This window comes from Salinicola sp. LHM (genome assembly GCF_034479735.1).
Taxonomy (GTDB): Bacteria; Pseudomonadota; Gammaproteobacteria; order Pseudomonadales; family Halomonadaceae; genus Salinicola; species Salinicola salarius.
This window is the reverse complement of the sequence record NZ_CP140261.1, coordinates 3,561,004-3,584,308: the sequence shown is the minus strand read 5'-3', so window position 1 is coordinate 3,584,308 and position 23,305 is coordinate 3,561,004. Positions and strand designations below refer to the sequence as shown.

At 63.0% G+C, this 23,305-nt stretch carries 20 protein-coding genes, 1 tRNA gene and 1 riboswitch; of the genes, 11 read left to right on the top strand and 10 right to left on the bottom strand.

The genetic code is table 11. The features are described 5' to 3' along the window. The first annotated feature begins 139 nt into the window (after positions 1-139). Positions 140-229 (top strand) — tRNA-Ser (locus R5R73_RS16290). Between the two features lie 66 nt (positions 230-295). On the opposite strand, the gene R5R73_RS16285 is transcribed toward R5R73_RS16290, so the two are convergent. From R5R73_RS16285 to R5R73_RS16275, 3 genes are all read right to left on the bottom strand, one after another. Beyond that, positions 296-1,216, bottom strand: a complete 921-nt coding sequence (locus R5R73_RS16285; RefSeq protein WP_322528056.1) for a DMT family transporter — start codon at positions 1,214-1,216, stop codon at positions 296-298. A gap of 30 nt (positions 1,217-1,246) precedes the next feature. Further along, entirely contained in the window at positions 1,247-2,425 is a 1,179-nt protein-coding gene (locus tag R5R73_RS16280) for a phosphoglycerate kinase (RefSeq protein WP_322528055.1), read from the bottom strand. Positions 2,426-2,569: 144 nt separating this feature from the next. Then, entirely contained in the window at positions 2,570-3,625 is a 1,056-nt protein-coding gene (locus R5R73_RS16275) for a type I glyceraldehyde-3-phosphate dehydrogenase (RefSeq protein ID WP_322528053.1), read from the bottom strand. Positions 3,626-3,797: 172 nt separating this feature from the next. Between R5R73_RS16275 and R5R73_RS16270 the strand changes: the two genes are divergently transcribed. Further along, on the top strand, positions 3,798-4,838 hold the full coding sequence (locus R5R73_RS16270; RefSeq protein WP_322528051.1) for an aconitase X swivel domain-containing protein: 1,041 nt from the start codon (positions 3,798-3,800) through the stop codon (positions 4,836-4,838). Positions 4,839-4,869: 31 nt separating this feature from the next. Here the strand turns inward: R5R73_RS16270 and R5R73_RS16265 are convergent, their stop codons facing one another. From R5R73_RS16265 to R5R73_RS16255, 3 genes are all read right to left on the bottom strand, one after another. After that, positions 4,870-5,628, bottom strand: a complete 759-nt coding sequence (locus R5R73_RS16265; RefSeq protein ID WP_322528050.1) for an alpha/beta hydrolase — start codon at positions 5,626-5,628, stop codon at positions 4,870-4,872. 200 nt (positions 5,629-5,828) lie between these two features. Continuing rightward, on the bottom strand, positions 5,829-6,557 hold the full coding sequence (locus tag R5R73_RS16260) for an LrgB family protein (RefSeq protein WP_322528049.1): 729 nt from the start codon (positions 6,555-6,557) through the stop codon (positions 5,829-5,831). Continuing rightward, positions 6,550-6,933, bottom strand: coding sequence for a CidA/LrgA family protein (locus R5R73_RS16255; protein WP_322528048.1), 384 nt, complete (start codon positions 6,931-6,933; stop codon positions 6,550-6,552). The genes R5R73_RS16260 and R5R73_RS16255 overlap by 8 nt, the downstream gene beginning before the upstream one ends. Positions 6,934-7,510: 577 nt before the next feature. Between R5R73_RS16255 and R5R73_RS16250 the strand changes: the two genes are divergently transcribed. From R5R73_RS16250 to R5R73_RS16235, 4 genes are all read left to right on the top strand, one after another. Further along, on the top strand, positions 7,511-8,563 hold the full coding sequence (locus R5R73_RS16250; protein WP_071231445.1) for a class I fructose-bisphosphate aldolase: 1,053 nt from the start codon (positions 7,511-7,513) through the stop codon (positions 8,561-8,563). Positions 8,564-8,825: 262 nt separating this feature from the next. Next, positions 8,826-9,878 (top strand): ABC transporter substrate-binding protein, encoded by a 1,053-nt coding sequence (locus R5R73_RS16245; protein WP_110636822.1) that lies wholly within the window; start codon positions 8,826-8,828, stop codon positions 9,876-9,878. 92 nt (positions 9,879-9,970) lie between these two features. Next, on the top strand, positions 9,971-10,414 hold the full coding sequence (locus R5R73_RS16240; protein ID WP_087720181.1) for a tripartite tricarboxylate transporter TctB family protein: 444 nt from the start codon (positions 9,971-9,973) through the stop codon (positions 10,412-10,414). Between the two features lie 32 nt (positions 10,415-10,446). Beyond that, on the top strand, positions 10,447-11,949 hold the full coding sequence (locus R5R73_RS16235; protein ID WP_322528047.1) for a tripartite tricarboxylate transporter permease: 1,503 nt from the start codon (positions 10,447-10,449) through the stop codon (positions 11,947-11,949). A 97-nt stretch (positions 11,950-12,046) separates the two neighbouring features. Here the strand turns inward: R5R73_RS16235 and R5R73_RS16230 are convergent, their stop codons facing one another. Further along, positions 12,047-12,544 (bottom strand): 6,7-dimethyl-8-ribityllumazine synthase, encoded by a 498-nt coding sequence (locus R5R73_RS16230; RefSeq protein ID WP_071231441.1) that lies wholly within the window; start codon positions 12,542-12,544, stop codon positions 12,047-12,049. 151 nt (positions 12,545-12,695) lie between these two features. Continuing rightward, positions 12,696-12,862, bottom strand: a riboswitch (FMN riboswitch). A 148-nt stretch (positions 12,863-13,010) separates the two neighbouring features. On the opposite strand from R5R73_RS16230, the gene R5R73_RS16225 reads away from it, so the two are divergent. Continuing rightward, entirely contained in the window at positions 13,011-13,997 is a 987-nt protein-coding gene (locus R5R73_RS16225; RefSeq protein ID WP_071231440.1) for a sugar-binding transcriptional regulator, read from the top strand. 135 nt (positions 13,998-14,132) lie between these two features. Here the strand turns inward: R5R73_RS16225 and tkt are convergent, their stop codons facing one another. From tkt to R5R73_RS16210, 3 genes are all read right to left on the bottom strand, one after another. Then, entirely contained in the window at positions 14,133-16,127 is a 1,995-nt protein-coding gene (gene tkt / locus R5R73_RS16220) for a transketolase (RefSeq protein ID WP_322528046.1), read from the bottom strand. Positions 16,128-16,201: 74 nt separating this feature from the next. Then, positions 16,202-16,969: a triose-phosphate isomerase family protein gene (locus R5R73_RS16215; RefSeq protein ID WP_110636832.1), complete on the bottom strand. Its 768-nt coding sequence runs from the start codon at positions 16,967-16,969 to the stop codon at positions 16,202-16,204. A gap of 69 nt (positions 16,970-17,038) precedes the next feature. After that, positions 17,039-18,763, bottom strand: coding sequence for a dihydroxyacetone kinase family protein (locus tag R5R73_RS16210; protein WP_110636834.1), 1,725 nt, complete (start codon positions 18,761-18,763; stop codon positions 17,039-17,041). 346 nt (positions 18,764-19,109) lie between these two features. On the opposite strand from R5R73_RS16210, the gene rpiB reads away from it, so the two are divergent. The 4 genes from rpiB to R5R73_RS16190 all read left to right on the top strand — a co-directional run bounded on the left by rpiB (position 19,110) and on the right by R5R73_RS16190 (position 23,293). Next, positions 19,110-19,571: a ribose 5-phosphate isomerase B gene (rpiB, locus tag R5R73_RS16205; RefSeq protein ID WP_322528045.1), complete on the top strand. Its 462-nt coding sequence runs from the start codon at positions 19,110-19,112 to the stop codon at positions 19,569-19,571. 301 nt (positions 19,572-19,872) lie between these two features. Further along, the gene (locus R5R73_RS16200) at positions 19,873-20,985 is read left to right on the top strand and encodes an MDR/zinc-dependent alcohol dehydrogenase-like family protein (protein ID WP_110636840.1); all 1,113 of its coding nucleotides are present in this window, start codon (positions 19,873-19,875) and stop codon (positions 20,983-20,985) included. A gap of 101 nt (positions 20,986-21,086) precedes the next feature. Then, positions 21,087-21,737: a DUF2291 family protein gene (locus tag R5R73_RS16195; RefSeq protein WP_276233200.1), complete on the top strand. Its 651-nt coding sequence runs from the start codon at positions 21,087-21,089 to the stop codon at positions 21,735-21,737. Beyond that, a complete protein-coding gene (locus tag R5R73_RS16190; RefSeq protein ID WP_322528044.1) occupies positions 21,737-23,293 on the top strand; it encodes a sugar ABC transporter ATP-binding protein in 1,557 nt (518 codons plus the stop codon). The genes R5R73_RS16195 and R5R73_RS16190 overlap by 1 nt, the downstream gene beginning before the upstream one ends. Positions 23,294-23,305: the final 12 nt, after the last annotated feature.

Sequence of the window (23,305 nt, the reverse complement as noted above, 5' to 3'; positions counted from 1 at the left end):
GTCGTCGAAAAGCGGAAATATTCAGGTCACGACGTTAACGTTTCGATTCTTTTCTGTTATTTTTCCGCCGCGGGATGATCGTGAGCCGATAGTCGACGCCATGAGCGTGGGTGAAGGGGCTTGGCGCGAGTCCCGCCAAGGAGAGGTGGCAGAGTGGTCGAATGCACCGCACTCGAAATGCGGCATACCTTCGCGGGTATCGAGGGTTCAAATCCCTCCCTCTCCGCCACGAATGATGAAAGCCGGCTCATGTAGCCGGCTTTTTCGCTTTTTGAACTCCTCGCAGCGCAGGCGTTCAGCCGCTTGCTCTCGCCGGTATCACCTCGAGCACCGCGGCGGCAATCACCAGAACGGCGCCGACAATCTGGATCGTCGCCAGCGGTTCGTCAGCGAACAGCGCCGCCGAAAAGACGCCGACGAGCACTTCGCTCATCATCAGGATACCCAGCCGGGCCGGGGGCAGATGGCCGGCTGCCCAGACGATGAGAGCCAGCGATGCCGACCACCACAGAATCGCCGCGGCGAGGATCCAGCCTGCTACGCGCCATCCGGTTTCCAGCGGCGGCAAGCCGGGCCAGGGAGAGAGGAAGGGCGCCAGCAGCACGGCGGCGACCAGTGCACCGACCGCGAACAGGAAGCTGCCTTCTCCGGGGCCGAGGGTATTGTGCGAGCGCATGCCGCTGGAAGCGACTGCCCACATCAACCCCGAGGCCAGCCCCAGCCAGTCACCGATGCCATGCGGTAGCGGGGAGCCATTGGCGCCGAGCACCAGCCCCAGGCCGATCAGCCCCACGAGGATGACGGCTACGCGTCGGCCGGTGAGCGGCCAGCGCCACCATAGCCGTTCGATCAGGGTGCTCCAGACTGGGGTCAGGTAGAACAGCAGAATGACCACGGCGACCTGGCCATGAACCAGGCCGATGGAGTAGAGCATGAATGCCGCTCCGCCCAACGTGACCGAGGCGAGCCCCAGCGCGGAAGAACGGGCGAGCCGGCGACGCTGGGCCAGCGCCCAGGGGGAGAGCACCACGCACGCCGTGGCGGCGATGATCAGCGATCCCCAGGCGCCGCCGAGCTGAAGCGCCTCGATGCGGCGAATGGGATACCAGTAGATACCCCAGAGCCCGCCGGCCAGCAGAACGCCCAGCGCTGCCAGCCGTGCCGGAGAGACACGGCTGGCGATGTCGAGAGAGAACGACGTCGCCTTCCTTGGCACGCTAACTCCTTGTCTGTCGTGAGTGGGAAGTCAGCTAGAGGTCTTTCCCTGCGCGACTTTCTCCAGTGCTGCCACGGCGGGCAGGGTCTTGCCTTCGACGTACTCCAGGAAGGCGCCGCCGCCGGTGGAGATGTAGGAGACCTGATCGGCGATGCCGTACTTGTCGATCGCGGCGAGGGTGTCGCCGCCGCCGGCAATGGAGAACGCCTGGCTTGCGGCAATCGCCTTCGACAAGACTTCGGTGCCTTTGCCGAACTGGTCGATCTCGAACACGCCGACCGGGCCGTTCCAGAGGATGGTGCCGGCGTTTTCCAGCAGGCTGGCGAGATGCCTGGCGGTCTCCGGGCCGATATCCAGGATCATCTCGTCGTCCCCGACCTGATCGACCGGCTTGACCGTCGCTTCGGCGGATTCGGAAAACTCGGTAGCCACGACGACGTCGGTGGGCAGCGGGATCTCGACCTTGGCCATCAGCTCCTTGGCCTTGTCGACCAGGTCGGCTTCATAGAGCGATTTGCCCACGCCGTAGCCGGCCGCGGCGATGAAGGTGTTGGCGATACCGCCGCCGACGATCAGCTGATCGCACTTCTCCGACAGCGAATAGAGCACGTCGAGCTTGGTCGACACCTTGGAACCGCCGACGATGGCGGCCATCGGACGCTTGGGCGCGCTGAGCGCCTTTTCCAGCGCGTCGAGCTCGTTGGCCAGCAGCGGGCCGGCGCAGGACTGCGGCGCGAACCGGATCACGCCATGGGTGGAGGCCTGGGCGCGGTGGGCGGTGCCGAAGGCGTCCATCACGTAGACATCGCAAAGCGCGGCATACGCCTTGGCGAGCGCTTCGTCGTCCTTCTTCTCGCCCGGGTTGTAGCGCACGTTCTCGAGCAGCACGACTTCACCGGCGGCGATCTCGACGTTGCCGTCGAGGTAGTCCTTTTCCAGGCGCACCGGCTTGCCGAGTAGCTCGGCGAGATGCTCGGCCACCGGCGCCAACGTGAACTCGTCCGCCGGCTCGCCTTCGGTGGGCCGCCCCAGGTGGCTCATCAGCATGACGCTGGCGCCAGCGTCGAGCGCGGCCTTGATGGTCGGCAGGCTGGCGCGGATGCGCGCATCGCTGGTGACCTTGCCGTCCTTGACGGGTACGTTGAGATCTTCGCGGATCAGTACGCGTTTGCCGGAGAGATCCAGGTCGGTCATCTTGAGTACGGTCATGAGATCCTTTCCTTAGAGGGTATTTAATAAAGGGCTGCACTCGCCGATACGGCGTTGAAACCCTCTTCAACATGCTCATTTACTGCTCGTAAACTCCGCTGTTTCATCCGGTTTCGCCTTGTCTCGTCTTCGTTCGCCTGTTTCTTAAATATCCTCTCCTGAGGAGGTGACGGGTTCGGCAATGGAAGATGGCAGTTCGAGCCAGTGGCGGGCGACGTCGAGCATCCGATTGGCGAAGCCCCACTCGTTGTCGAACCAGCACAACAGCTTGAGCAGGCGGCCGCCGGCCACGCGGGTCTGGGTGGCATCCACGATACCCGAGCGCGGATCGTGGTTGAAGTCGACCGAGGCCATCGGTTCGTAGGTCATGCCGAGCAGCCCCAGGTAGCGTTCGCGACTGGCGGCGGCCAGGCAGGCGTTGACGGCAGGGGCGTCGGTCTCGCGCTCGAGCGAGATCGCCATGTCCATGGCCGAGACGTTGATGGTCGGCACCCGCACGTGAAGACATTCGAAACGATCCGCCAGATGCGGCATCAGGCGGCCGATGCCCCGGGCCAGGCCGGAATCCACCGGGATGATCGAGTGCATGGCCGAGCGTGTCAGGCGCAGGTCGCTGTTGTGGTAGGCGTCGATCACCGGCTGGTCATTCATCGCCGAATGGATGGTGGTGGTGACGCCGTGCGATACGCCGAAGCTGGCTTCCAGCACGTCGAGGATCGGTATCAGGCAGTTGGTGGTACACGAGGCCGCCGAAACGATGCGCATGTCGCGGTCGATCGCTGCATGGTTGACGCCATAGACGACCGTGGTGTCGACGTCGGTCTCCGCCGGCTGGGAAAACAGCAGCCGCGCCGCGCCGGCCTGGAGATGCCGCTCGGCAGTGGCGCGATCCTTGAAGCTGCCGGAACACTCCAGCAGCAGGTCGATACCGAGCTCGCCCCACGGCAGCGCTTCCGGTTCGGCAGCGTTGAGTACCCGAATGGTGCGGCCGTTGATGACCAGGCAGCCATCACGTGCTTCTACCTGACCGGGAAAGCGTCCATGAGTCGTGTCGTAGCGAGTCAGGTAGGCGATCGTCTCCAGATCGGAAAGCTCGTTGATGGCAACGATTTCCAGCGGCAGGTCGGGGCGTTCGATCAGCGCACGCAGCACGCTCTGGCCGATGCGGCCGTAGCCGTTGATGGCGACGCGGTAGGTCATGGGCGAATCGTGAATCCTGATAACCCTGGGAAGAGCGAATGGGAGCATCTTAGCGCATTCGGTCGTGTTGGGCAGAATTCGAGCCTGACACGCTGGACGGGAAAATCGATCGAATCGGGCAAACCGCTGGACGACGCCAGGGCTGCCCCATAGTTTGATGTGACGTTCCGCGTTGCTGGGTGATATCTCCGATGTCTATCGTTGCGAAGGCGCTGCCGAGATTGTCGGGTTCGGCGTCGCATTCTCGGGCCCGTTCGTCATGAGGCGCCATCTCGAGTCGTTGTCGTTCTATCTTTCCGCCACTGAATGTCTGGTCGAGGGCGAGGGCAGCGGGGTGGTGCTGGCCAGTTCGACGCCGCTCAGCCTGTGGGGCGGCGTGGACCCGGACCGAGGCGAAATCATCGATCGCCACCACCCGCTATGCGGCGAAGGCATCGCCGGGCGAGCGCTGGTCATTCCCCACGGGCGGGGGTCGTGTACCGGCAGCGTGGTGCTGCTGGAGGCCATCCATGCCGGGCAGGCGCCGGCGGTGATCGTGCTCAACCGGGTCGATGACATCATCGCCCTGGGCGCCATCGTCGCCGAGGAAGTCTTGTCGCTGGCGGTGCCGATCGTGGTGCTGGACGACGCGCGTTTCGCCATGGCGCAGGCGGCGCATCTCATCACACTCCATCGGGGCAGGCGGCTGGTATTGAGCGGCCCGCGCCTGGCGGGCCTGGCCAGCGTGACGGCCGGCGGGGAATTGGGGCACGAGCCGGCACCGGCGATCGCTGCCAACGACGGGTTCCCGCTCTCGCCGGCGGATCGGCGCTGTCTCGACGGCGAGAAGGGCCCGGCGGCCCAGGCTGCGATGCGAATCGTGTTGCGCATGGCGCGTCTGCAGGGCGCGCTCGGACTGCTCGATGTGACTCGGGTACATGTCGATGGCTGCATCTACACCGGCCCCGCGGGCTTGGAATTCGCCGAACGACTGGCCGGCTGGGGAGGAACGGTAGGTATATCGGCGCCTTCCGACCCGGCTTCGATACCGGGGGCGTCGACGCGGCTCATCGAGCTGTCTCGGAGACTGGGTGCATCGCCCGTGTCCACGGCAGAGCCGAGCGGGGAACACCCGCCATGGCCTTGGCTGCTCGGTCTCTGCATCGCGGTAACGGGCCGGGCACCGGCGCTACCCGATGGCCGGCCAGGTTCAGATCTGCCGTTCGGCGGCTAGCGCCAACCGACTTGAGCTCGTCTAGTGAAGCTCATCGACTCGAGCCGATCTGGGCGGCAATCGCGTTGAGCTGTTCGGCCAGGGTTTCCGGCATCTCCATGGGAAGCAGGTGACCATAGCCGGGAAAGACCTCGAGCCTGCCTTGCGGAAGGTGCGGCATGACGTCTTCGCGCTGGGTGTCGGGCGGCAGCGATGGATCCCGGTCGCCGACCAGTACCCAGGCCGGATAGGGCAGCTTGCCGACGGTTTCGCGCCAGTCCTCGACATAGGTCGTCGTCGGCCAGGCGCGCCACGCGGCCGGGTTGGCGTTGATGGCATCTTCCACCGCCTGCTGGTAGAGCGTCGGTGCGAGTGATACCTCGCTGGCGCCGTCGATGAACTGGCGCGCCTGGGCCTCGCTGAAGTCGAATTCCAGCTGGAACCGATGCTCCTCCTCGCCGATCGACTGCGGCCCCGGCGGTGACGGTGCTATCAGGATCAGCGCGCGTAGCCATGCCGGACGATTGGCGGCGACGGTCATCGCGATACGACCGGAGAACGAGTGACCGACCAGAATCACGTCGTCGAGCGCAGCGGCATCAATGCACTGCTCGACGTGCCGTGTCATCGAGGCGACGTCGAACCCGGCCACCTCGCTGGCGCGGCCGAAGCCCGGCATGTCCAGCGTGACGACCCGGTATCGATCGTCGAGCAGCGGCACTACCTCCTCCCATTCGTGATGGGAACTGCCGAAGAAGTGCATGAGCACCAGCGTCGGGTCTCCCTGACCGCTGTCACTGGCTATCGTCATCGGGTGTCTCCTGTCGAGGTCGTCGAAACGTTCGACGAACTGCTATCAGCGTAGCGCGATCTGCGCCGCTGTCAGGGGCGAGCGCGGTACGGCACGCCGTCGATGGAGAAGCCATTCGGCAGAACGCCTGCAGAAAGCGGCTTCAATAGACAGAAACGGCTTCAATAGACATAAGCGGTTTCAATAGACAGAAAACGCCTTCAGTAGAAAAGATGCCAGACGAGCGGCAGCACGATGGCGGTAAAGGCGCCGGTCAGGCTCATGCCCAGCGAGGCGAAGGCACCGGCGACCGTGCCGAGTTCGAACGCGCGTACGGTGCCCAGGGCGTGCCCGTTGATGCCCAGCGCCAGGCCGATCAGCCGTGGGTCACGAATACGCAGGATCCGGCTCAGCCACTCCACCCCGAAGATGGCGGTAATGCCCGTCGTCAGCAACGCTCCCATCAGCAGCGCCCGCGAGCCGCCGAGTTCTTCGGCCAGCCCGAGCGCGATGGGCGAGGTCACCGACTTGGGCGCCAGCGAGGCCAGCACGTCCTTCGGCGCGCCCATGATGGCGGCGATGATCACCGCGTAGCAGGCGGCCAGCGTCGCCGACAGCGGGAGCGTCATCAGAATCGGCTTCCACAATGCGCGTATCTGCGGCAGCTGCTGGTAGAGCGGGACGGCCAGCGCGACGGTAGCCGGGCCCAGCAGCAGCATCAGCCAGCTGGCGCCCCGGTTGTAGTCGTCGATGCCGATGGGCAACGAGGCGACGACCATGGCAATCGTGATCGCTGCGATCAGCATCGGTGGGCACCAGCTGGGTCGGCGCATCAGCTTGAACAGGCGAATGCCGAAGAAGTAGGCGCCGAGAGTGAGCGCGATCGCCGCGATCGGCGACTCGAACCACTGTTGCGGCAACTGCGAAAGACGCGCGAGCCACTCATTCATGGTCGACGCTTCCGAGAGGATTGGCAGACTCGTCGTTGGCGGGGAGATAACGGCGCATCAGTAGCAGGCTCGACAATACGCTGAGCAGCGTACCGGCGATCAGGGCGGTCAGAATCGCGGCCCATTGATCCGCAAATTGATCGGCGACAAAGAATATCTCGACAACACCGGGCATGATCAGCAGTGCCAGCATGGCGATCAGCGGTTGGCTGACATGCACGACATCCGGATTCATGTCGCCGCGGTAGCCGAACCATAGCGTCAACAGCAGCATGCCGATCACGCCGCTGGGCATCGGAATGTGAAATAGCCGCACGAAGGTCTGCCCCAGCAACAGAAAGGCGAGCAGCCACAGAAAGCCGCGCAGAACGGACATCGCTGAAATCCCGGATCGCTGAAAGATTGGCATCATACCAAAGGCGCAACGTTCCCCTGCAGGTGGATGTTCGAGACGTAATCCGTGGCGACGACTCAGGATTGTGACTCGAGTCGTGGCTCAAGACTTTCCCATGACGATTTTCAGCCATCGCCGGGATACGAAATGTGACAATCTGGGAGGCCCCGTCAGGCGTCCGACAGAAGAGACAGGCTATGCAGAAACGGTGCATGGACGTGAACTGCGACGCATTGTCGCTTATTCTTGGCGACGTTCTACGGCTAATCGATGATCGCCGCGGCTGGAGAAGGGGCTGCAGTATGGGCAGCGCGGCGTGAAACGGTTGCGCGTGGGGTCGAAGAATGCGCGCCTGATCGGGTTCTGTGGGACCGGCCGTGCGACGTCATCGGCTGGCGCCAGCCTTTGCGGACGGTACGCGGCGCAGCAACGCGGTTCGCGCTGAAACGGCAACAGGCCCTAGAGCAGCCATTATCGGGTAGCCATCTTTGGTAGAGAGGGAAGCGGCCCAGGTCGAGATTCCCCGGATGACCCATCTTGAGGACAGAGGAAAAGCAACATGACCGATATTGCCAAGTTACTGGGCAAGGAAGCCGACAGCCTTCTCAGCTATACCTGTACGGGTTTCAAGAAAGAAGACCTGTACCTTCCGGGGCCTGATTTCGTCGACCGCGTGTTCTCCGATACCGACCGCAGCCCGCACGTGATGCGTAACCTGCAGACACTGTTCAACACCGGCCGTCTGGGTGGCACGGGCTATCTCAGCATTCTGCCTGTCGATCAGGGTATCGAGCATTCTGCCGGCGCCTCATTCGCGCTCAACCCGATGTACTTCGATCCCAAGAATATCGTCGAACTGGCACTGCAGGGCGGCTGCAACTGCGTCTGTTCCACCCTGGGCGTGCTTTCGTCCGTCGCGCGGCGCTACGCCCACAAGATCCCGATGATGCTCAAGCTCAACCACAACGAGAGCCTGACGCTGCCGGCGATGTACGAGCAGACCATGTTCGCGCAGATCGAGCAGGCCCACGACATGGGCTGCATCGCGGTCGGCGCCACGATCTACTTCGGCTCCGAGGATAGCCGACGCCAGATCCAGGAAGTCAGCGAGGCCTTCGAGCGCGCGCACGAGCTGGGCATGGTCACCGTGCTGTGGTCGTACCTGCGCAATCCGGAGTTCAAGAAAGACGGCACCGATTACCACGTCTCTTCCGACCTCACCAGCCAGGCGGTGCATCTGGCGGCGACCATCAAGGCGGACATCGTCAAGCAGAAGCTGCCGGAGAACAACGGCGGCTACAAGGCGATCGGTTTCGGCCATACCCATGACAAGGTCTACAGCGAGCTGACCAGCGATCATCCGGTCGATCTGGCCCGTTACCAGGTGGCCAACTCGTTCATGGGACGCGCCGGACTGATCAACTCCGGTGGTGGTTCCAAGGGCCATTCCGATATGGGTGAAGCCGTGCGCACCGCCGTCATCAACAAGCGGGCCGGCGGCATGGGTCTGATCTCTGGTCGCAAGGCGTTCCAGAAGCCGCTGAAGGAAGGTATCGAGCTGCTCAACGCCGTCCAGGACGTCTACCTCTCCAAGGACGTGACGATCGCCTGACAGGCTCGTCGAACGTTAGACGTTCGCCAATCGTTGCAGAAGCCCGGCCATGGCCGGGCTTTTTTTCGCCCCGATATCAGCAAGTTGCCCAAATCGAACGGATGCGACTTTGGTCGGGAGACTTAAGTTGAATTGTCTGACAAAGTCGCTTTCTCTACCGTGCAAGGCGTGTTCGATGATAACGCTATCATTTGGTTCCCACCGGGGGCGGCGCATCGGGTTGCGCTTCGCATGTGGGACAACGGTATGAGGGAGACGCATCATGAAAGCGATTTTGGGTAAGACCTGTCTGGCCGTGCTGACCAGTGCCGCCATCGGCGTATCGGCTTCCGCCCAGGCCGCCGAGGACTGTCCGCTGCCGGGCAACCTGCGCGTCGTGATCGGTTCGACGTCGACCGGCGGTGATACCTATCAGGTATCCAGCATGGTGGTCGATCAGCTGGCCGAGCAGCTCGACATCAACGCCAAGGTCGACGCCGTCGGTGTCATGCCCGGCTTCCAGGCGCTGGAGCGTAGCCGCCACGGCAACACGATCATGATCTTCCACGACGGCTCCTACCTGGGTCACCTCTACGGCGTGAACGGCTATCCCGACATCTTCAGCAAGTTCGTCGTCGGGCCGACCATCGCCATCAACCCGGGCAACGCTTACCTGGTGCCGAAAAGCTCGCCATACCAGTCGATGAGCGACATCATCGAAGCGGCCGGTAACGGCAAGCAGGTGAAGGTCGCCATTCAGCCGGGCGGTGTTTCCGAGATCGGCTTTACCGCATTGAAAAATGCTGTGCGGATGCAGTATCCGGGCAAGGAGAGCAACATCGTTGCCGTCAACACCGGCTCCCAGGCGGACAAGAACCAGCTGCTGTTCGACGGGGCGGTGGACGTGATCAACGGTTCGGTCCAGGCCAACGAGCAGTACACCCAACTGCCCGCCGACGACCAGAAGGCGATGCGCTTCGTCTGGATTACCGCTCGCGAGAAGACCATTGCCCAGACCAACGAAGAGGGCATGGGCGATACCACGCGCGAGCAGTTGCTGCAGTACGTGACGCCGAACGCCAGCGTGCCGATGAGCGAGGATCAGGACTTTACCTTCGATAAGGAGTTCTTCCTGCTGTACAACAAGGACATGGATCCTGCCGCGATCGACTGCATCGACAATGCCCTGGCCGACGTGTACGAGGGGGACGAGCTCCAGGAGCAGCTGAAGCGTTCGTTCTTCGTGCCCGACTACAAGCCTACCCAGGAAGCGGCCAGCTATCTGGAAGAGAAGAACGACGAATACAAGACCATCATCAGCGACCTGAAGGGCTGATCCTGCCGCGTGCCGGCCGGCGAACGTCGGCCGGCACGATTCGTTTCCACCACTGATGCCGCCGGTGACGCCCGGCGCAGGAGCCGCTTTCCATGGAAAGCCAATGGCTGTCGCTGCTCGATGTCAGCATCGACTTCGACCAATCGCATCTCTTCTTTCCCCGCATCGTCACCTGGATCCTGGTCATCCTGCTGGCGATGATCGTGATCACCCGCTATCGGCTGCTGGTGCCCGGCCTGAAGCGTGCCGGCCGTGTACTGGCAGGGCGCGAGGGCGAGTTCGACCACAAGCGCTTCTTCGGCACGCTGGCGTTGACGACGGCTTACTTTTATCTGATGAGCGTGCTGAGCGACGTGTTCCCCAACACCGGCTACAGCTTCCTGATCATGTCGGTGCTGTTCGTGTTCCTGCTGTCGCTTCTGTACGTCGATCATCTGACGCGGCGGCTGTTCATCATTCTGGTGCTGAACGCGCTGATTGCCCCGACGCTGGCCTGGTATGTGCTGGCACAGCTGTTCCGCATCACCTTGCCCTGATCTTTTTAGCCTGACCATCGGAGACTCGTCTCATGGATATCCTGTCTCACCTCACGCCGATGTTCTTCGGGCTGATCGCCGCGGGAACCCTGATCGGTATCATCTTCGGCGCGATTCCCGGCATGACCGCCACCATGGCGGTGGCCGTCTGTCTGCCGCTGACCTATGCCTTCGGGCTCGAGAATGGCATCGCGCTGCTGCTGGGGCTTTACGTCGGCGGTATTTCGGGCGGGATGGTTCCCGCCGTGCTGATCAACATTCCCGGCACGCCCTCGTCGATCACCACCACCTTCGACGGCTATCCGATGGCCAAGCGGGGCGAGGGCGAGCGCGCGCTCAAGATCGGCATCGTCGCCTCGGTCTTCGGCGGGCTGTTCAGCGCCGCGGTGCTGTTCTTCTTCGCGCCGGTGCTGGCGGACTTCGCGATCAAGTTCTCCTACGTCGAGAAGTTCCTGATCATCCTGCTGGCGCTGACGGTGATCGCCTCGCTCACGTCCAACATGCTGATGGGCATCTTCAGCGGCGTGCTGGGCGTCTGGCTCAGCCTGATCGGTACCTACTCGATTACCGAAGGGGGCAACGGCGAAACCCGCCTGATGTTCGATTTCATGGAGTACTACCTGATCGACGGCTTCTCGCTGCTGCCGGTGCTGATCGGTATTTTTGGCCTGACTACCGTACTGCTGGACGCCGAGAACGGCTTCAAGGACGAGACGGGTCAGGGGCCGATTTCGCTCAAGGGCGGTGCGAAGTTCAAGTTCAACGTATTCAAGGGCCAGTTGCTCAACCTGGTGCGCTCCTCGAGCATCGGCACCTTCGTGGGAATTCTGCCGGGCGTCGGTGGCAGCGCCGCTTCGGTGCTGGCCTACAGCCAGGAGAAGAACTTCTCGCGTGACTCTTCCCAGATGGGCAAGGGCGCGCCGCAGGGGATCGTCTCTTCGGAATCTTCCAACAATGCGTTGACCGGTGGCGCGCTGGTGCCGCTGCTCTCGCTGGGCATCCCCGGGGATTCCACCACCGCGATTCTGATCGGTGCCTTCACGCTGCAGGGCATTCAGGTCGGCCCGCTGTTCATCGGCAACAACATCGATACCTGGTATCTGATGATCATCGCCTTGCTGGCGGCCAACGTGCTGATGTTCGGCATCATGTACTTCGCAATCCGCCACATTGCCAAGGTGATCGAGGTGCCGAAGTACATCCTCTATCCGCTGATCATCATGATGTGCGTGGTCGGCGCCTACGCAATCAACTACGGGATCATGTTCGACGTCTGGACCCTGCTGATCTTCGGGATCTTCGGCTGGGTCGCCCACAAGATCGGCCTGGAGACGGTGCCGCTGATCATCGGCTTCATTCTGGGCAAGTCGGCGGAGGTCTACTTCGTCAAGAGCATCGAGTCCTACGGCAACCTGTCGATCTTCTTCACCAAGAGCCCGATCGCCATGTTCCTGTGGGTGCTGATCGCGGTCTCGCTGGCCTTCGCGATCTATCTGCGGGTACGCAACCGTCGGCAGGCGACCGCCGCAAGCTGAGCCCGAGCCCGCCCTTCAGATAAGCCCGAGCCCGCTCTGTCAAAAAGCCCACGCCATCGAGGATGGCGTGGGCGCTTTTCATCGGGATGACGAACGATCAGTCGGCGCTGAGCTTGCGCACCTGATTGAGGTTTTCCATCGTCGTCAGACACGCCTCGGCCGCTTCGCGCCCCTTGGTCAGGAAGTGCTGCTGGAAGAAGGCGGCATGCGCCTCGTGCTCGTGGAAGTGATGCGGCGTCAGCACGGCGGAAAGCACCGGCACTTCCTGCTCGATCTGCAGCGACATCAGTGCGTCGATCACCGCGGTGGAGACAAAGTCGTGACGATAGATGCCGCCGTCGACGACGAACCCGGAGGCGACGATGGCGGCGTAGCGGCCGCTCTTGGCCAGCAGTTTGGCCTGCAGCGGGATCTCGAACACGCCGGGAACGGTGAAGGTATCGACCTGTTCCACGGAGAAACCGCGCTCGGCGACGGCATCCAGGAAGGCACTGTGGCAGTTGCCGACGATATCGCCGTGCCAGTCGGCGCGAATGAAGGCGATGCGTTGCGACAGCGTCTGGGAGGAGAGCTGCGGCGGATAGGGCTGATTCATGGTCGTTTCCTATTCAGATGACCGAGGTCACGTTAACCAGAATCAGGGCTGCGGATCCGCTTGGAAATCACGGGAGGCGGTTGGCATGGGCGTGAATTGGTGAAAATCACCGATAGCCACGCAAGGCTGACCGAGTCGTCGTAGCAAGTGGAACCGTTCTCTTTCATCCGGACTGTGACCGTCGGCTTCGGAATTGCACCGAATCTGCTGACCTCGAAGGCAACGCCTTCGAGCGCTCGCGGGCTGAGAGGCTGGCGTGTCTTTTCACGCCGCATCATTACCGCCGGTGGGGACTTTCACCCCGCCCTGAGAACCGATTGCGGCGAACCGCAATCCGTCGATAGTCTACGCCGTTCCTGGCCCGCGAGAAAGTCGGAGTCGAGGGCGCTTGTGGTATCGTGAGGCGGCCAAGCCGAGCCGGATTCGACCTCTCAGAATTCGATCTTCTCAAAACATGGAAGCGTGCATGAACGAGCGCAACGAAAACGCCGATATTGCCTTGATGACGGAAATTGCCACCCTCTATTACACCGAGGGGGAAACGCAGGAGGTCATCGCCAATCGGCTGGGGATCTCTCGCGTCAAGGCGGGGCGGTTGCTCAAGCGCGCGCAGGCCGAAGGGATCGTCGACGTTCGGGTTCGCCAGCACCCTGCGGTCAGCGCGGAAATCGAGCAGGCGCTCAAACGCCGTTTCGGGATCAAGCGCGCACTGATCGCCCTCGATCACGCCGATGCCGACGTCCAGCGGGCCAACGTGGCCAGTCTGGTGGCCGACCATCTTTCCCGGCAGCTGAGCGACGGGGCGATCGTCGCCGTCGGCATGGGCCGCAACGTCGGCGCGGTGGCGGACAACGTCTTCGAGCAGGGCCAGCGCCAGTGTTCCTTCGTCTGCGCCATCGGGGGATCGGTGCGGGCCGGGGAGTACATGAACCCCGACCATATCTGCCGACGGCTGGCGATCAAGTTCGGCGGCGACAGCGAGACGCTCTACGCCCCGGCCCTGGTGCAGAATCTCGAGCTGCGCGATGCGATGTACGAGAACCCGACCATTCGCCAGACGCTGGACCGCGCCCGGCGCGCCGATCTCGCTCTCATCGGCATCGGCGACCTCAGCGAGAACAGCAACATGGTGCGGATGGGCTGGTTCACGCCGCAGGAGACCGCCGAGGCGCGGCTATCCGGTACCGTCGGTGACATGATGGGTTACGACTTCATCGATATCTACGGCCGCCCGTCGCTGACGCCGATGCAGGGCCGCGTCATCGGCCTGACCATCACCGATCTGGCTCGAATCCCCGACGTGATCGCCATCGCCGCCGAGAATACCAAGGCGGCCGGCATACTCGGCGCGTTGCGCACTGGGGTGATCGACACCCTCGCCACCAGCGTCACCAATGCACACACGATTCTGCGCCTGGATGAAGCGACGCGGGTCGACGACGAGCCAGCCTGATCGCCACGCCGCGCGACCCGTCGTGTAACGAATTCGCCAACGAAAAACGCCCGGCCAAGGCCGGGCGTTTCATTGCTTGCTTCAACGTGCGATCTTCAACATACGATCTTCAACGTGCAATCGAGGCGCTGTCGATCAACCCAGCAGCGTCTCGGCGCGGGCGACGACATTGTCGACGGTGAAGCCGAAGTGCTTGAACAGATCGCCGGCCTTGCCTGATTCGCCGTAGGTCGTCATGCCGATGACATCGCCGTCGAGGCCGACGTACTTGTACCAGGTCGACGGGATCGCCGCTTCCACCGCCAGCCGTGCGCGTACCGAGCGCGGCAGCACGGATTCGCGATAGCTCTCGTCCTGCTCGTCGAAGGCGCTGGTGCACGGCATGGAGACCACGCGAACCTTCTTGCCCTTGCCTTCGAGCGTCTTGGCGGCGTCCATCGCCAGGCCGACTTCAGAGCCGGTGGCGATCAGGATCAGCTCCGGCTGGCCGCCTTCGGCCTCTTTCAGCACGTAGCCGCCGCGGCGGATGTTCTTCAGCTGCGCCTCGTCACGCGACTGCGCCGGCAGATCCTGACGCGAGAAGATCAGCGCCGTCGGCCCCGTTTCGCGCTTCAGGCCCTCGACCCAGGCGGCCGTGGTTTCGGTGGCATCGCACGGGCGCCAGGTCGCCAGGCCCGGCAGGTTGCGCAGGTCGGCCAGCTGTTCGACCGGCTGGTGCGTGGGGCCGTCTTCGCCCAGACCGATGGAGTCGTGGGTGAAGACGTGGATGATGCGGGTGTGCGACAGCGAGGACATGCGCACGGCGTTGTGCATGTACTCCATGAAGACCAGGAAGGTGGCGTCATAGGGAATGAAGCCGCCATGCGTGGCGATGCCGTTGGCGATCGCGCCCATGCCGAATTCGCGCACGCCGTAGTGCAGGTAGCCGCCGTTGAAGTCTTCCTTGGTGATCGCCTTGGCGCCTTTCCACAGGGTCAGGTTGGACGGTGCCAGGTCGGCACTGCCGCCGAACAGTTCGGGCAGGTTCGGCCCCAGTTCGTTGAGCACGCCCAGCGAGGCCTTGCGGGAAGCGGTGGTCTCGGACTTCTCCTGAGCGGCCTTGATCAGGGCATCACCATCGAAGCCGGCCGGCAGTTCACCGTTGTAGCGGCGCTTGAGCTCCTTGGCGAGTTCCGGGTGCGCCTTCTCGTAGGCGGCCAGCTTCTCGTCGTATTCCGCTTCGAGCTTGCGGCCCTTGTCGCGGGCGTCCCACGCCTGGTAGTACTCGTCGGGGATCTGGAACGCGGGGTATTCCCAGCCCAGTTCCTTGCGCGCGGCCGCGACTTCGTCTTCACCCAGGGCGGCGCCGTGGCTCTCTTCCTTGCCGGCCTTGTTGGGCGAGCCGAAGCCGATCACGGTCTTGCAGATGATCAGCGTGGGCTTGTCGGTGACGCGCTTGGCTTCCTCGATCGCCTTGTTGATCTGCTCGGCATCGTGGCCGTCGACATCGCGGATCACATGCCAGTGGTAGGCCTCGAAGCGCTTGCCGGTATCGTCGGTGAACCAGCCTTCGACTTCGCCGTCGATGGAGATACCGTTGTCGTCGTAGAACACGACCAGGTTGCCCAGGCCGAGCGTACCGGCCAGCGAGCACGCTTCGTGGCTGATGCCTTCCATCAGACAGCCGTCGCCGGCGAAGACCCACACGCGGTGATCGACGATCTCGTGACCGTCACGGTTGAATTGCGCGGCCAGCGTGCGTTCGGCGATGGCCATTCCGACACCGTTGGCCAGACCCTGGCCGAGCGGGCCGGTGGTGGTCTCGATGCCGCGGGTGTAACCGTGCTCCGGGTGGCCGGGCGTCTTCGAGCCCAGCTGGCGGAAGTTTTCGAGTTCCTTCATCGGCAGGTCGTAACCGGTCAGATGAAGCAGCGAATAGTGCAGCATCGAGCCGTGACCGTTGGAGAGAATGAAACGGTCGCGATCTTCCCAGTCCGGGTTGGCCGGGTTGTGCTTGAGATGGTCGTTCCACAGGACTTCCGCGATATCGGCCATGCCCATCGGCATGCCGGGATGGCCGGAGTTGGCCTTCTGCACGGCGTCCATGGAAAGCGCGCGGATAGCGTTGGCTAGCTGACGACGAGATGGCATTGGCTTTCGGATCCCCTGGGTTGTCAATGAATGATGGTCGTAAATGGATGATGGAGCGAGACGCGATCTGGCGCTCAATTCGACTTAAGCAGCGAGGCTTCGTTCACGATCGCCTCGAATGCGGCTGGATCATGTGCGAACCGCCCCAGAAACAGCCCGTCGACCTGTCCTGCCAGCCGAGTCAACAGGTCGGGGCCGGCACTGCCGCCATAGATCACGCTGGCTGAAGGATGCGCGCCCAGATGCTCGCGCAACCCCTGGCAGACTGCCGCAATGTGCGCAAGCGATGCCGGTTGTGCCGCACCGATGGCCCAGTGAGGCTCGTAGGCGATCACCAGTGGCTGAGACCGCTGCGCGGGCGTCGCCAACGACAGCGCCGAATCGATCTGGTCACGGCAGTCGGCAACGGCATCCAACGGATCGCCACGGTCAGACTCGCCGATGCACAGCACCGGTATCAAGTCATGCGCCAGAGCCACCTGGGTCTTGGCGGCGATGATATCGGCATCTTCCCCGAACAGGCGTCGCCGTTCGGCGTGGCCGATCTCGACGTAGCGGCATCCCATTTCGGCCAGCATGGCCCCACTCACCTCGCCAGTATAAGCACCGTGCGGCGACTGATACAGGTTTTGGCCGCCGACGCCGACGGGCGTACCGGCAAAACATTCGAGGACCGGGGGCAGGGCGGGGAAGCTGGGCAGCACGAACAGCGCCACCCGGCCGTCCTGAACGGCCGGGTGGCGAGAAAGGTTGTCGGCGACCTGGCGGCACCAGGTCACCGTCTGGGCGTAGCCGAAATACATCTTGAAGCTGATGCCCAGCGTGATCGGAGGCTTTGCCATGTGGTTATCGAGTCGCTCCTTGATTCGTCGCTGATCGGTTCGTCGCCGCCCGGTGCGCTGGCGTCTGGTTCAGTGCCGATCGACGACGGGCTGAATGGCGCCGACGATCAGGGACAGCGAGATCGCCCCCGGATCGGGTGTACCGAGACTCTTCTCGGCCAGCGGCCGTGCGCGGCCCATCTTCGGTTTCATGTCGGCCGTGGCCTGGGCCGCGGAGGCCGAGGCGTTGACCGCCTTGCGCCAGGCCTGCGGGAAATCGTCGCCGGCAGCGACGGCCCGTTCGAGCGTCTCGCTGAACGGTACCAGCGCATCGACCAGCGTCTTGTCGCCGAGCCTGGCCTTGCCGAAGGTCATGACGTCTTCTCTGGCCTTGGTGATCCCCTGCGCATAGCGTTCCGGGGTCGGCTCGTCTTCGTCGCCGAGCGTCACGCTCAGAGCGTTGAGCATGACGCCCCAGATGGCGCCGGAGGTGCCGCCCGCGCGATCCGCCCAGGCTTCTGCCGCCAAGCGTAGCAGAGTGCCGGCGCCAGCGTTGCGGCTGACGGCGTCTTCTGCGGCCAGTTCGGCCGCGACGGCGCCGCGCTGCATGCCGATGCCGTGATCACCGTCTCCGGCGATGGCGTCGAGTCGACCCAACTGCTCGGCCTTCTGGTCGATGAGCTTGCGCGTCGCGCTCAAGGCCTGGTAGAGGCAGCGAGCGGCGGCGATCGATACCTCGCTCGCGGGCGGGATGGCGTCGGCATCGGGGATGTCCAGCTCGGAAGCATCGATCGGTGGCGCGGCTTCGAGACTGCCCTTGCGATAGGCCGGGGCATCCGCCGGCGCTTTCCACAGCCGCTCCAGTTCCTCGTCGAGCCAGAACAGGGTCAGTGAGGCGCCGGCCATGTCGAGACTGGTCACCAGTTCCCCCACTTCCGGCTCGACGATCTCCAGGCCGGCTTCCGTCAGCAGTTGATTGACCCGACGATAGACCACGAACAGCTCTTCGTACTTGATCGACCCCAGGCCGTTGAGCAGTACCGAAGCTCGAGCCCCCTTGACGCTGTCGATGCCATCGGGAATCTCTTCCATCAGGTGAGAAACGAGCAGTTCCGCCAGCGCATCGGCAGTGGGTACATCCTGTTCGCTGATGCCCGGCTCGCCGTGGATGCCCAGCCCGACCGCCATCTTGCCCGCTGGCACATGGAACAGTGCATCCTTCGCCCCCGGCAGCGTACAGCCATCGAATGCCACGCCCATCGAGCGCGTGCGGAAATTGGCCGCGCGCGAGACGCGAACCACCTCCTCGAGGGAATAACCGGCCTCGGCCGCTGCTGCCGCGACCTTGAACACGGTCAGGTCACCGGCGATCCCGCGGCGTTTGTGAATCTCTTCCTGGTCTGCGCTGGAAACATCGTCGATGACGGCGACGATCTCGCAGGGAATGCCTTCGCGAATCAGGCGTTCCCGTGCCTGGCCGAAGTGAAGGACGTCACCGGCGTAGTTGCCGAAACTGAGCAGCACCCCGGCGCCGTTGTTGGCCGCCTTGCAGACGTTGTAGACCTGCTGCGCCGACGGCGAGGCAAACAGGTTGCCCATCACCGCGCCGTGGGCCAGGCCCTGGCCGACCAGCCCGGCGAAGGCGGGATAGTGTCCCGATCCGCCACCGATCACGACTGCCACGGTGCCCGGCTTGCTGCGCGTACTGCGAATGACGCCGCCAGGAACCTGACAGACGCGTTGCGCGTGCGCCGCGACGAAGCCTTCGGTCGCTTCGTCGACGAAATTCACTGGGTCGTTGTAAAGGCGTGTCATGACCGACGCTCCCACAGGTTGGGTAAATGCCGCGCTGGAAAGTCCCGCTGTGCTTCGACTTTTCAGCTCTTGAGTATTTGATCCTTTGATGCACATTTGGTTTGTGTGCGGTATGTCGACCATCATAGCGACGCCAGAAGGCGACGATATGCGACTTTGGTGGCGATGAGGACGCCATTGCGGCGGGTTTTGATACGTTCAAGGAGCGATGACACCCCTCGCCGCCACGGCATTCAGGGCTTTTTCGTCCGCTTTTTGCGCTGCCGTGATGAGCATATGAATAAAATTTGTTCATATGAGCGGAGTGGGTCTATGATGGCGTCGTCGACTGAACAGGAGGCGAGCAATGGCTCAGAAATGGCGGGTAGCGCTGGGATGTGATGAAGCGGCCTACGAGATGAAGCAGGCGATGATCGAGCATGTCAGGTCGCTGGGGCACGAAGTCAAGGACTTCGGAACCCACGATGCACAGCCGGTTCTCTATCCGGATATCGCCTTCGAAGTGGCGCAAGCCATCGCCGACGGGCGTTTCGACCGCGGCATCCTGATGTGTGGCACGGGTATCGGCGTGGCGATCTCGGCCAACAAGGTGCCGGGCATTCGAGCGGCCCAGGCGCACGACACCTACTCGGCAGAGCGGGCACGCAAGAGTAACGATGCGCAGATCGTCACCATGGGCGCGCGCGTGATCGGCATCGAACTGGCCAAGACGATTGCCGAGACGTTCCTGAGCAGCGAGTTCGACCCGGGTGGGCGATCACAGCCAAAGGTGAACCGGATCGAGGCTTACGAGCGCGATCATCGCTGAGCAGGTTTGTTGTGAGATAAGGCGCCCGGTTGGCGCCTTTTTAGTTTCTTTTGAACATATGATCGATTTAGTCTTTTTTTGATCGGCTAATTAGACCTGATATGTTTTGGCATGGTTAAAATTTAAGCAGTGACTTTAGTCTTATATATTCTACCTGAATATTAATAAGTTATTGTTTTTAAAATAATAAAATTCGTTTTGGCTAAAGTCTTAGAGGCTTGGCTATTGATATTCAATGGGTAGGAAAGCTAAAAACATATGACCTAAGTTTGAACATGTGTTTACCCACGGGAGATCTTCCATGAGCGAGTCCACCGCCACGTCCATGCAAACGGCTTCCACCGGCGATATCCCCAAGACGATGAAGGCGGTGGTCGCCTATGCCCCCGGCGACTATCGCTACGAGGAAGTGCCGGTTCCCGACATCGATGCCAAGGAGATCCTGGTCAAGGTCGAGGGATGCGGTATCTGCGCCGGGGATATCAAGTCCTACGATGGCGCGCCCAGCTTCTGGGGCGACGAGACGCAGCCGGCCTATATCAAGGCGCCGATGATCCCCGGTCACGAGTTCATCGGCCGGGTGGTGAAGGTCGGTGACGAGGTCGAGGGGTATGCGGTCGGCGACCGCGTGATCTCCGAGCAGATCGTGCCGTGCTGGCAGTGTCGCTTCTGCAATCGCGGCCAGTATTGGATGTGCGAAAAGCACGATCTCTATGGCTTCCAGAACAACGTGAACGGCGGCATGGCCGAGTACATGAAGTTCACCAAGGAGGCGATCAACTACCACGTTCCCGAGGAACTGCCGCTGGAGAAGGCGATCCTGATCGAGCCTTACGCCTGCTCGCTGCATGCGGTGCAGCGCGCCAGGATCGAGCTGGGCGACGTGGTGGTGCTCTCCGGCGCCGGCACCTTGGGCCTCGGCATGGTAGGGGCAGCCAAGAAGGCGGGCGCCGAGAAATTGATCGTGCTCGACCTGTTCGATGAACGTCTGGAGCTGGCGAAGCAGTTCGGCGCCGATCTGACGCTCAACCCCAAGCGCGACGATGTGGTCTCGATCATCAAGGAGATGACCGAAGGCTACGGCTGCGACGTCTACATCGAAGCAACGGGGCATCCGAAATCGGTGGAGCAAGGGCTGTCGATGATCCGCAAGCTGGGCCGCTTCGTCGAGTTCAGCGTGTTCAAGGACCCGGTCAGCGTCGACTGGAGCATTATCTCCGACCGCAAGGAACTCGACGTGCTCGGCTCGCATCTCGGTCCCTACTGCTACCCGCTGGTCATCGAGGGGATCCGCAACGGCGACTTCCCCACCGAGGGCGTCGTCACCCACAAGCTGCCGCTGGAGAAATACGAGGAAGGCTTCGAGCTCATGAAGAGCGGTTCGAAGTCACTCAAGATCGTACTGATTCCCTGAGTTGTGATTCGTGCCGGGCGACGATCGGTTTCGCCGCCCGGCGCAGACGAGCGGCAGCAGAAGTTTCGTGGCAGAGATTTCGCAGAAGAGGGCTCGCAGTGATGAGTGCAACAGTTGCCAGTCGGCCCGCGGCGCCGAAGAAGATGAAAGGACGTCTGGCCATCGGCGCCTGCGTGGTCGTGGTGCTGGCGGCGATGGCCTGGGATACCAAGGTCGTCGAGATCGGCACCGAGGCCGAGCTGGCCGGCGGGTTTTCCGCCGAAACCTATGGCGGAGAGCACTTCCCGGCGATTCGGGACAGTGTCGAGGCGCGTGCCGTCGAGGCCGGCGAGCTGGCGTCCGCCGTTCTCGAGGACTCGACCGCGGCCGGGCAGAAATATGGCGTTGGCGAGAGCTTCGGGCCAGTGGTGCCGGTGACCTTCACCGGGACGTTCGGTGAAGCCCGCTCGGGCATCTATACGGTCGAGGCCGAGGGCGTACCCGACGAGATCACGATTCGCGTGCAGACCGGCCCGGCGATCAACGGCACCGATCTGCGCGATGCCACCGGGGAGATCTCGTTCGGCGAGTTCACCAACCAGATCGAATACCAGAACGCGGGCGCGTCGATCAACGAGGCGATGAAGGCGGCGGTTCTGGCGGACATCGACACGGCCAGCCTGAGCGGCAAGACCGTCGGCGTGACCGGGGTCTTCAAGCTGATCAATCCGAAGAACTGGCTGATCACGCCGGTCAGCATGGAGGTGCAGTAATGGCTTCCGCTTCGATTCGACCGACGGCCGCGAGCGAGCGGGGCGATGACATCGTGCTCTCGGCGCGGGACGTCGCCAAGTCTTTCGGCAGCGTGCATGCGCTCAAGACCGTCAACTTCGACGTCTACCGCGGCCAGGTGACCACGCTGTTCGGCGAGAACGGTGCCGGCAAGTCGACGCTGATGAAGATCCTTTCCGGCGTGATCCAGCCCACGTCTGGCGAGATCCTACTGGAGGGCGAGCCGGTACGCTTCGCCTCGACCACCGACGCTCAGCGCCTGGGCATCTCGATCATTCACCAGGAACTCAGCCTGGCGCCCAATCTCAGCGTTCGAGACAACATCTTCATGGGTCGCGAGCTGAAAGGGCCGATGGGCATCGACTATGCCGAAGAGGCGCGTCAGACCCGCGCCCTGATGGAGGAGCTCGACGAACCGATCGACCCGCTGACGCCGGTGGAGGATCTCCGCCTGGGGCAGCAGCAGATCGTCGAGATCGCCCGCGCGCTGTCGGTGAACTCGCGAATCCTGATCATGGACGAACCGACCTCGGCGCTGTCGGCGACCGAAGTCGAGGTCCTGTTCCGGGTCATTCGCGATCTCAAGAGTCGCGGTGTGTCGATCGTCTATATCTCCCACCATCTGGAAGAGGCGCTGCTCATCACCGATCACGCGGTGGTGCTGCGGGACGGTGTGATGACGGCCTACGCCAGGCGCGCGGATATCGACCTCGAATGGATCGTGCGCAACATGGTCGGCGAGAACTTCGATCTCGGCTCGCCTCCCACCGGCCACGCCATGGGCGAGGTGGCGCTGTCGCTCGAGAATGTCAGCGTCGCCGACACGGCCGTGCCGGAGCGGTCGGTAGTCGATCGCCTGTCGCTGGACGTTCGCGCCGGCGAGATCGTCTGCATCTACGGGCTGATGGGCGCTGGGCGGACCGAGCTGCTCGAGTGCGTGGCGGGACGCGTGCCGCTGAGCGGCGGACGAGTGGTGCTGGAAGGCGAGGACGTCTCGCATCTGAGCATCGCCGAGCGCATTGCCAAGGGCCTGGTGCTGGTGCCGGAAGATCGCCAGCGCGACGGCCTGGTACAGACGATGACGGTAGGCGAGAACCTGTCGCTGGCCAGTATCAAGGCGTTCACCCGATGGCTGCTGACCTCGGGCAACCGTGAACGCAGCGTGGTCGACGAGTCGATTGCCAACGTCCACATCAAGACCGACGGGGCCAGGGCCGAGATCGGTTCGCTCTCCGGCGGCAACCAGCAGAAGGTGGTGATCGGCAAGATGCTGGCGACCCATCCGCGCGTGGTGGTGCTGGACGAGCCGAGCCGCGGCATCGATATCGGCGCCAAGGCCGAGGTATTCAAGCTGCTGGCGGAAGGCGCGTCGAAGCAAGGCCTTGCGGTGATCTTTTCCACCTCCGAGGTCGGCGAATGCCTGAGTATCGCTCACCGCATCGTGGTGATGAGTCGCGGGCGGATCGCGGCCGAGTTCGGTGCCGACGCTTCCAAGGAACAGATCATGGCTGCCTCCGGCGAAGCCGTGGTCGCCTGACAAGAGCACGTT

What these genes read in the sequence shown, in the direction of transcription:
- R5R73_RS16280 (WP_322528055.1), bottom strand. Translation starts at nt 2,425, where the DNA reads ATGACCGTACTCAAGATGACCGACCTGGATCTCTCCGGCAAACGCGTA.
- R5R73_RS16275 (WP_322528053.1), bottom strand. Translation starts at nt 3,625, where the DNA reads ATGACCTACCGCGTCGCCATCAACGGCTACGGCCGCATCGGCCAGAGC.
- R5R73_RS16265 (WP_322528050.1), bottom strand. Translation starts at nt 5,628, where the DNA reads ATGACGATAGCCAGTGACAGCGGTCAGGGAGACCCGACGCTGGTGCTC.
- R5R73_RS16260 (WP_322528049.1), bottom strand. Translation starts at nt 6,557, where the DNA reads ATGAATGAGTGGCTCGCGCGTCTTTCGCAGTTGCCGCAACAGTGGTTC.
- R5R73_RS16255 (WP_322528048.1), bottom strand. Translation starts at nt 6,933, where the DNA reads ATGTCCGTTCTGCGCGGCTTTCTGTGGCTGCTCGCCTTTCTGTTGCTG.
- R5R73_RS16250 (WP_071231445.1), top strand. Translation starts at nt 7,511, where the DNA reads ATGACCGATATTGCCAAGTTACTGGGCAAGGAAGCCGACAGCCTTCTC.
- R5R73_RS16245 (WP_110636822.1), top strand. Translation starts at nt 8,826, where the DNA reads ATGAAAGCGATTTTGGGTAAGACCTGTCTGGCCGTGCTGACCAGTGCC.
- R5R73_RS16240 (WP_087720181.1), top strand. Translation starts at nt 9,971, where the DNA reads ATGGAAAGCCAATGGCTGTCGCTGCTCGATGTCAGCATCGACTTCGAC.
- R5R73_RS16235 (WP_322528047.1), top strand. Translation starts at nt 10,447, where the DNA reads ATGGATATCCTGTCTCACCTCACGCCGATGTTCTTCGGGCTGATCGCC.
- R5R73_RS16230 (WP_071231441.1), bottom strand. Translation starts at nt 12,544, where the DNA reads ATGAATCAGCCCTATCCGCCGCAGCTCTCCTCCCAGACGCTGTCGCAA.
- R5R73_RS16225 (WP_071231440.1), top strand. Translation starts at nt 13,011, where the DNA reads ATGAACGAGCGCAACGAAAACGCCGATATTGCCTTGATGACGGAAATT.
- tkt (WP_322528046.1), bottom strand. Translation starts at nt 16,127, where the DNA reads ATGCCATCTCGTCGTCAGCTAGCCAACGCTATCCGCGCGCTTTCCATG.
- R5R73_RS16215 (WP_110636832.1), bottom strand. Translation starts at nt 16,969, where the DNA reads ATGGCAAAGCCTCCGATCACGCTGGGCATCAGCTTCAAGATGTATTTC.
- R5R73_RS16210 (WP_110636834.1), bottom strand. Translation starts at nt 18,763, where the DNA reads ATGACACGCCTTTACAACGACCCAGTGAATTTCGTCGACGAAGCGACC.
- rpiB (WP_322528045.1), top strand. Translation starts at nt 19,110, where the DNA reads ATGGCTCAGAAATGGCGGGTAGCGCTGGGATGTGATGAAGCGGCCTAC.
- R5R73_RS16200 (WP_110636840.1), top strand. Translation starts at nt 19,873, where the DNA reads ATGAGCGAGTCCACCGCCACGTCCATGCAAACGGCTTCCACCGGCGAT.
- R5R73_RS16195 (WP_276233200.1), top strand. Translation starts at nt 21,087, where the DNA reads ATGAGTGCAACAGTTGCCAGTCGGCCCGCGGCGCCGAAGAAGATGAAA.
- R5R73_RS16190 (WP_322528044.1), top strand. Translation starts at nt 21,737, where the DNA reads ATGGCTTCCGCTTCGATTCGACCGACGGCCGCGAGCGAGCGGGGCGAT.